Genomic DNA, 6,498 nt, shown 5'->3' with positions numbered 1-6,498 from the left:
CCGTTTTTAAATTGTACCCACTTTATATCTCTGCTTCCAAGATCAACAATAGTAGCATTTTCAGGATTATTTAGTATTTTTTTAGCGCCGTAAGCAAGGGCAATAACTTCGTTTTCATAGCTGCCATCAGGTTTGATATGATTTTTCACCATATGACCTGTGGCACTATCAAAGTGTACTTTTAATTTTGACAGCATTTTTGTTGGAAATAAGAGTGTGCGCCCAAATAGAAAATTTCCTTCTTTGTCAATAAATTCTCTATCGTTAATACTCAGACTATACTCATCAGTAATCTCGCTAATTTTATTTAACGGGCTATTGACTAGATCATCTTGATCCGTATATAGCTCTAATACTTTACACCAACTTGTTCCTGCGTCTATTAATAGTTTACTCATTTTTACCCTAACCGTATAAATGCTTCTATTTTTGCCCTGACAGAGTTTGATGCCAGATCATCTACATCTACGAATAGTCCGTTATGTTTTCTTGCAAGATATTTAGCCAGCTGCATCTTAGCACAAAAAGTCTGAGCAAAGAAAACTGTAGGAATCGATTCATCTACGAGCATTTCAAGCTCTAAATCAGCTGGTCTTTTAGCTTCTACACATCTAGTCCAGCCAAAAACATGCGTTGTATCAGGAAATAGTTCCAATAGGCTCAAATCATTCGGAGGAACTCCCCAAAATCCCATTGTGGCCTCGCACTGTTGTAGCCCGACATTTACAGGTTTTATGACACAGTCCATCATAATCGTAATTTTTTCTTTTAAAGGTAAATTACTTGTAGCAATAGGTGTTGGGGCAATTGCGTCATTGTATTTATCATATCTTGTCTGAATAATTTCAAACCCTAAATCTTCAAGAATTCTTGCTGCAATCCTTGCTGAATCACATTTTTCTTCACCAACTGAAGCTATTATCAAGTCAGTCTTCTCTTTCAGTGCTACTGCATTATCTATAATATTAGTAATAATCTTGCAATAAGCATCCGGTACAACATTTGAAGATACCGCACCAAAATTAATATCCAGATCTACAAATTCATGCCCTGCATATTGTCCCTGAATTTTATTGAGAACTTCAGGATCAGGATATCCCCAAATACCAATTATTCTTTTATTTTGATTTATTAAATCCTGAATCTTATTCATATTACCTTAAGAATTAATGCTAAAATGTCATTAAGAGTACTAATAATACTACCACACAAGATTATACTGCAAAGAATATTATTCTTCGATATAAATTTTTCTTGATGAATTCACCTCTCTTGGATTAATATAAGTAACATATTATTGAGATTTATAGTGAGTTAGAGGAAGTACAAAATGACTACAACCCAGAATGTAGGGCTAACAGAAAAAGAATTAAACGAATGCCGCAAAGTCGTTAAAGAGGCATTAAATGTGCTGGGTAAAGATAATTTATCCTTAATTATGCACGGTGTAAGTTTTCCTTCAAAATCAAATGAAGATACAGGAACCGGCACAATAAATTCTAATGGAGCAAGGGAACTTATTAATTTTGTTGAGCAATTAGGATTTAACAGTATACAACTTGGACCTGACGGAAAAACCAAATCAAACGATGCTTCACCTTATGTAGGTACAATATTTTCTACTAATTCATTATTTATTGACTTATACGAGTTAACAACTCCTGAATGGGATGAAATTCTTAGAAAATCAACTTTTGATAATATTGTGGAAAATAATCCTAATAAAGGTCAAAGTCGTCTGGCTTATACATATATTTATCAAAAGCAAAATGAAGCTCTTTATGAAGCTTATAATAGTTTCAAGACAAAGTTAGCTGATAAAAAACCATCTAAAACTATCAAAGAAATAGAGAAAAAATTTAAAAAATTCCAGAAAGAAAATAAAGAGTGGCTGGATAAAGATGCTCTTTATGAAGCGTTATCAAAAAAACATAACAATGATTACTGGCCAATCTGGAAAGATAAATTAGATAAAAACCTGTTTACTTCTGAAAATAAAGGTATAAAAGCAGCTAAAGAAAGAATAGCTGAAGTTGAAAAAACTTACGCTGAAGAAATTGAATTCTACAAGTTCAGCCAATTCATAGCGAATGAGCAGAAAGAAAAAACTAAAGAATATACTTTAGCTCACAACATAAAAACAATGGCAGATATTCAGGTGGCTTTCTCTGATCGTGACTATTGGGCGAATCAATCAATATTTATGACAGGTTACCACTTAGGATGTCCACCTGATTACTTCTCAGAAGATGGTCAGGCATGGGGATTTCCTGTATTAGATCCTGAAAAAATTGTTGATGAAAAAGGCAAACTCCTCGAGGCAGGACAACTTCTTAAAGAAAGATTTGATAAAGTATTCAAAGAAAACCCCGGTGGTGCACGTATTGACCATGCCGTCGGTTTAGTTGATCCATGGGTTTATAAAATAGGTAAAACTGCAAAGCCAGAAGATGGAGGAAGAAGGTTATATTCTTCACCTGATGCTGAAGAGTTCAAAAAATATTCCCGTATAGGAGTTCAAGATTTAAATAATCACAGGGTTTTAGAAGATCCTGAGGTGAAACATGAAGATCTGGATAAAATTCTTCCTCCGGAAAATGAACTCAGAGTAAAAGAAGAGAGCCTTGATAAACAAGAAATCTTTGATAAATACTGTGAAGTTGTAAATATAATTCTTGAAGCAGCTAAAGAAAATAAAGTTGGTAAAGAATCCATTATCTTCGAAGATCTTGGCACTGTGACAAATCCTGTTATGGCAGTAATGAAGAAGCTTGGTCTTTGCGGAATCAGAGTAACACAATTTGTTACCCCTGAAGAACCGGATCATATGTATAGAGGCAGAAACGTTGGAGAGCATCACTGGATTACTCCAGGCACTCACGATAATATGCCGTTATCTATTTGTGTTGCTGACTGGTATAAATCTAATGCCATTGAACCACATATTCAGTATTTAGCAGAAGACTTAGCGTCTGAAAGTGACAAGGGCACTTTCATCGAAAAACTAAGACATAATCATAATGAATTTATTAAAGCTAAATTTGTAGAATTATTTACCAGCCCATCTAAAAATGCTCAGGTATTCTTTACTGATATGTTTGGAATTGATGAAGCATATAATAAACCTGGAACTTCAGGTGATAAAAACTGGTCTCTCAGATTACCAAACAACTTTAAAGAAGTTTACTATAGCAGTCTTTCTCAAAATAAAGGATTTAACTTACCTGAAATATTAAAGCTGGCTATTGAAGCAAAAGGTGGCAATTTTATCAATAAAGTTAATACTAAACACCCTGAATTACTGCAAAAATTAGTGCAATATTCAGAAAAGTTTAAAAATTAAGGACAGCTTCTTATAACTAGTGTATAGATGGACAAATAATATGCTATAATTTCCCGAACTGTCATCCTGAGTGACACAGTCACTTTTCTTAGTTAACAATTATTCCAGTAACACGCACTGTCATCCTGAGGAGCGAAGCGACGTGAGGATCTTACCAATTATGAACTAGCTTTTAAATGTAAAACGGATAGATTGGTGCCATAGGCGCAAACATATTATCAATGATTTTGTATATTAAAGAAAGATTGTTGACAATGTTACTGTGGCTTAGCCACCTCGCAATGACAGGAGGTTTCTTTTAACATATTATTTGCAAATCTTACCAATAGCAATTTAACGAAAAATATAAATAAAAAAGACAGTTCACGAACTGTCTTTTTTATTTATATTTTTATCTTAAGCAACTAGTCCAGCATTGATTCTAATATAGCTGCGTTTTTGGTTGCTAAGCTATTTTCTCTAATTCTATTAGCCATTATATATGTTCTTAATGCTTCTCTAATCAGTTCACTTCTTGATCTTTGTTCTGTTTCTGCTAATTTATCAATCTTGGTTAAAAATTCCTCAGGCATTGAAATTAGTACTCTAGCCATTTTTATATTCCTCCTATAGCTTTAATCTTTAATGTGGTTTTTAGTTTTCCGTTTTTGCCCCTATTTATATAAAAACATGCAGCTTGAAAAAATTGCTAAATTTTTATATATTTTCTAATAAATTTTGAATATTAGGTAATAACAATCTAAATATAGTGTATATATTTAAATTTACCTAAAGTGAATTTTTGTTTTTCTAAATATTTTAATACTCTCTCCTTTTTTCTCTCTTATATTATTATAAAAACATAATAGTATATAAAAATTGCTCAATTGATATATAAAGAAGTAATATTGTTAATATATCGTAATAATAATTTTGTTGATTAAAACAGTATGATTAGCTTAGTTTCAAATTATTTGGCAAATAATTTGCATATACATTATGCATAAAAATTACAAACTAGAATTCATAGCATCCTGAGATGTTTATAAATAAAGATCTATAGCTAACACATATTTTGAAACTTAATATTGTTCTTCTCTTGATTCAATTATTTGATTTAATCTTGAAAGAATGTTTTGCTTATCAGACGTATGCTGCTCTGTTAAAAGTGCATCTATGGCATTTCTTAAATCCAGCTTGGATGTTTTTTCAAGATCGATAGAATTAATGTCTATATTATATCTCTTGCATAAAGCCTTATAATAAGCTTTTTGTTTTGAAGTAGGAGATTGTCCGGACATTTTTCTATCTCTTGCAACTTTTCTTTGCTCTTTTAAAAACTCTTTCTGTTTTTCTACAAATTCTTTCTGGCTTTCTTTGTATCTGTATTTGCGTTTATTTTCGTTTATATACAAAGTCAGATCTTTATAAAATTGCTTATCATCAAGATAATCAACTATCCAAGGGTGTCTTGATGCATCAACTTCCAGGTAATACTTTTCTTCTTCAATAAATAATGCCAAAATCTCGTCAGTTTCTTTGTCGTAATAGTTTTTGACAAATTTAGATATATAATGACAAAGATCTGACTTTTGAGAGCCGGTTAGATAATTAAAAACTTTGCTTTTTATTGTATCCATAAAAATTATTTTAAATTAAAAAATATTATTTTAAAGTACCGTTTTACTATTTCACTCAGTTAATTGGTAATAGAATAAAATGATGTATTTATTCGCTGTAAGCAAAAGTCTTGACTTGAAATTTTATGTTCAATAAATCGGCCAATTCTAAGAGAAGAAAAAGCTTCAAACTCTGCATTATCATCCCGCACTTGATGCGTGATCTGCTAATACTTTTTTGTAGTATGCTTGGCCTGTCAAAATAACTGTCATTCTGAACGCAGTGAGGAATCTCAATTGCTTTTGTGTCCATTTATAAGCTTTCTTACTTTTCTTTCTTTTATACTGCTCCAAGAAAGTAATTAATAAGTAGAACAAATAGATTTAACTGTATTCTGGTTATTTAGAAGACTATAAAGAGCATCATTGACTGTATTTCTTAAGTGATAGATATTTTCATAGAATCTGTTATTAATAAATTCATCTTTAAAATATTTCCATAATCTTTCAATGGGGTTAAAATCTGGTGAATAAGTTGGAAGATAAAGCAATCTGACATTTTTAGGAACAGGAAAGTCTGGAGTTCCTTGTGCAACGTGAAATGAAGCATTATCAAGAATCAATATATTATCATATTGCGAATAATTCTCGGATAATTCCTGTATAAACATTGAGACAGTTTGAGAATCTATTTTATCTGTTTGAATAAAAATAGTATCTCCTGTATCTGGAGATACACCGCCTATTACACAATCTTTTTTACCTGACCGATTCATCTTTATTAGTCTTCGAGTATTTGTTTTCATCCAATCATATGAAATACTTGATTCAAGAGTTATTGTTGTTTCATCAATAAACCATATTAACTCGTTTTCCTTGAGATTTTTTTTTAATTTCTTCTAATTTCCATAAGAAACGTTGTCTGTGTTCATCATTTCTTCGGTAATCATACATACCAGACTTTTTCCAGGATAATCCGTTCTTTTTCAAGTAATGTCTGAGTGCTTCAGGTGTTAATCGTTTTCCTAATTTATCTTCTATCTTTGCACATAGCATTTTACAAGTTATTCTGCCTTGATAATTCTCTTCTGGCTGCTCTTTCACTTGTTCAATAACTTCTTTTTCTTCTTCTTTTGTTAATATGCTTGGTCTTCCTGGTACAGGCTTATCTACTAGTCCTTTATACTCGAACTTATTCCAGTTCCTTATCCATTTTGCTATAGTATTTCTATTCTTGTTTAATCTTCTTGCTATTTCTTCATTTGGGACTTGATTATTGCTCCATAATATTGCTCTTAATCTATCTCTAACTTTTGCATTCTTTTCTTTATCAATAAATTCTTGTATTTTATGCCTTCCGCCAACTATGATCTTTGCTCTCTTTACTTTTTCTGACATGTGAATCTCGTTTACCTGCTTTTATTAATTAACCTCACAATATTATTTTGACACATGTCTATATTTTTTTCTTGGAGCAGTATATTGCAACAAAAGAAAGAAAAAGTAAGCAAAAGAAAGAAAACCCGCTGATTATTTACGGCTGCTAGGAACTTAACC

At 31.6% G+C, this 6,498-nt stretch carries 6 protein-coding genes and 1 pseudogene; 1 reads left to right on the top strand and 6 read right to left on the bottom strand.

Features of this window, described 5'->3' with window-relative positions; translation table 11 throughout:
* Together A2255_01855 and A2255_01850 are read right to left on the bottom strand one after the other, a co-directional pair.
* Nucleotides 1-398: pseudogene (locus tag A2255_01855) on the bottom strand (hypothetical protein).
* A 2-nt stretch (nt 399-400) separates the two neighbouring features.
* On the bottom strand, nt 401-1,153 hold the full coding sequence (locus tag A2255_01850) for a hypothetical protein (GenBank protein ID OGI18264.1): 753 nt from the start codon (nt 1,151-1,153) through the stop codon (nt 401-403).
* A gap of 177 nt (nt 1,154-1,330) precedes the next feature.
* On the opposite strand from A2255_01850, the gene A2255_01845 reads away from it, so the two are divergent.
* Nucleotides 1,331-3,343: a hypothetical protein gene (locus A2255_01845; protein ID OGI18263.1), complete on the top strand. Its 2,013-nt coding sequence runs from the start codon at nt 1,331-1,333 to the stop codon at nt 3,341-3,343.
* A 404-nt stretch (nt 3,344-3,747) separates the two neighbouring features.
* Here A2255_01845 and A2255_01840 read toward each other — a convergent pair whose 3' ends face one another.
* From A2255_01840 to A2255_01825, 4 genes are all read right to left on the bottom strand, one after another.
* Nucleotides 3,748-3,936, bottom strand: coding sequence for a hypothetical protein (locus tag A2255_01840; protein OGI18262.1), 189 nt, complete (start codon nt 3,934-3,936; stop codon nt 3,748-3,750).
* Between the two features lie 468 nt (nt 3,937-4,404).
* Complete coding sequence (locus A2255_01835) at nt 4,405-4,845, bottom strand: hypothetical protein (protein ID OGI18261.1); 441 nt, start codon at nt 4,843-4,845, stop codon at nt 4,405-4,407.
* Between the two features lie 458 nt (nt 4,846-5,303).
* On the bottom strand, nt 5,304-5,717 hold the full coding sequence (locus A2255_01830; protein OGI18260.1) for a hypothetical protein: 414 nt from the start codon (nt 5,715-5,717) through the stop codon (nt 5,304-5,306).
* Between the two features lie 73 nt (nt 5,718-5,790).
* Nucleotides 5,791-6,339, bottom strand: a complete 549-nt coding sequence (locus A2255_01825; GenBank protein ID OGI18259.1) for a hypothetical protein — start codon at nt 6,337-6,339, stop codon at nt 5,791-5,793.
* Nucleotides 6,340-6,498: the final 159 nt, after the last annotated feature.

This window comes from Candidatus Melainabacteria bacterium RIFOXYA2_FULL_32_9, assembly GCA_001784615.1.
Lineage (GTDB): Bacteria > Cyanobacteriota > Vampirovibrionia > Gastranaerophilales > UBA9579 > UBA9579.
Note: the sequence above shows the minus strand (reverse complement) of the source record. Positions and strands in the feature narration are given on the sequence as shown.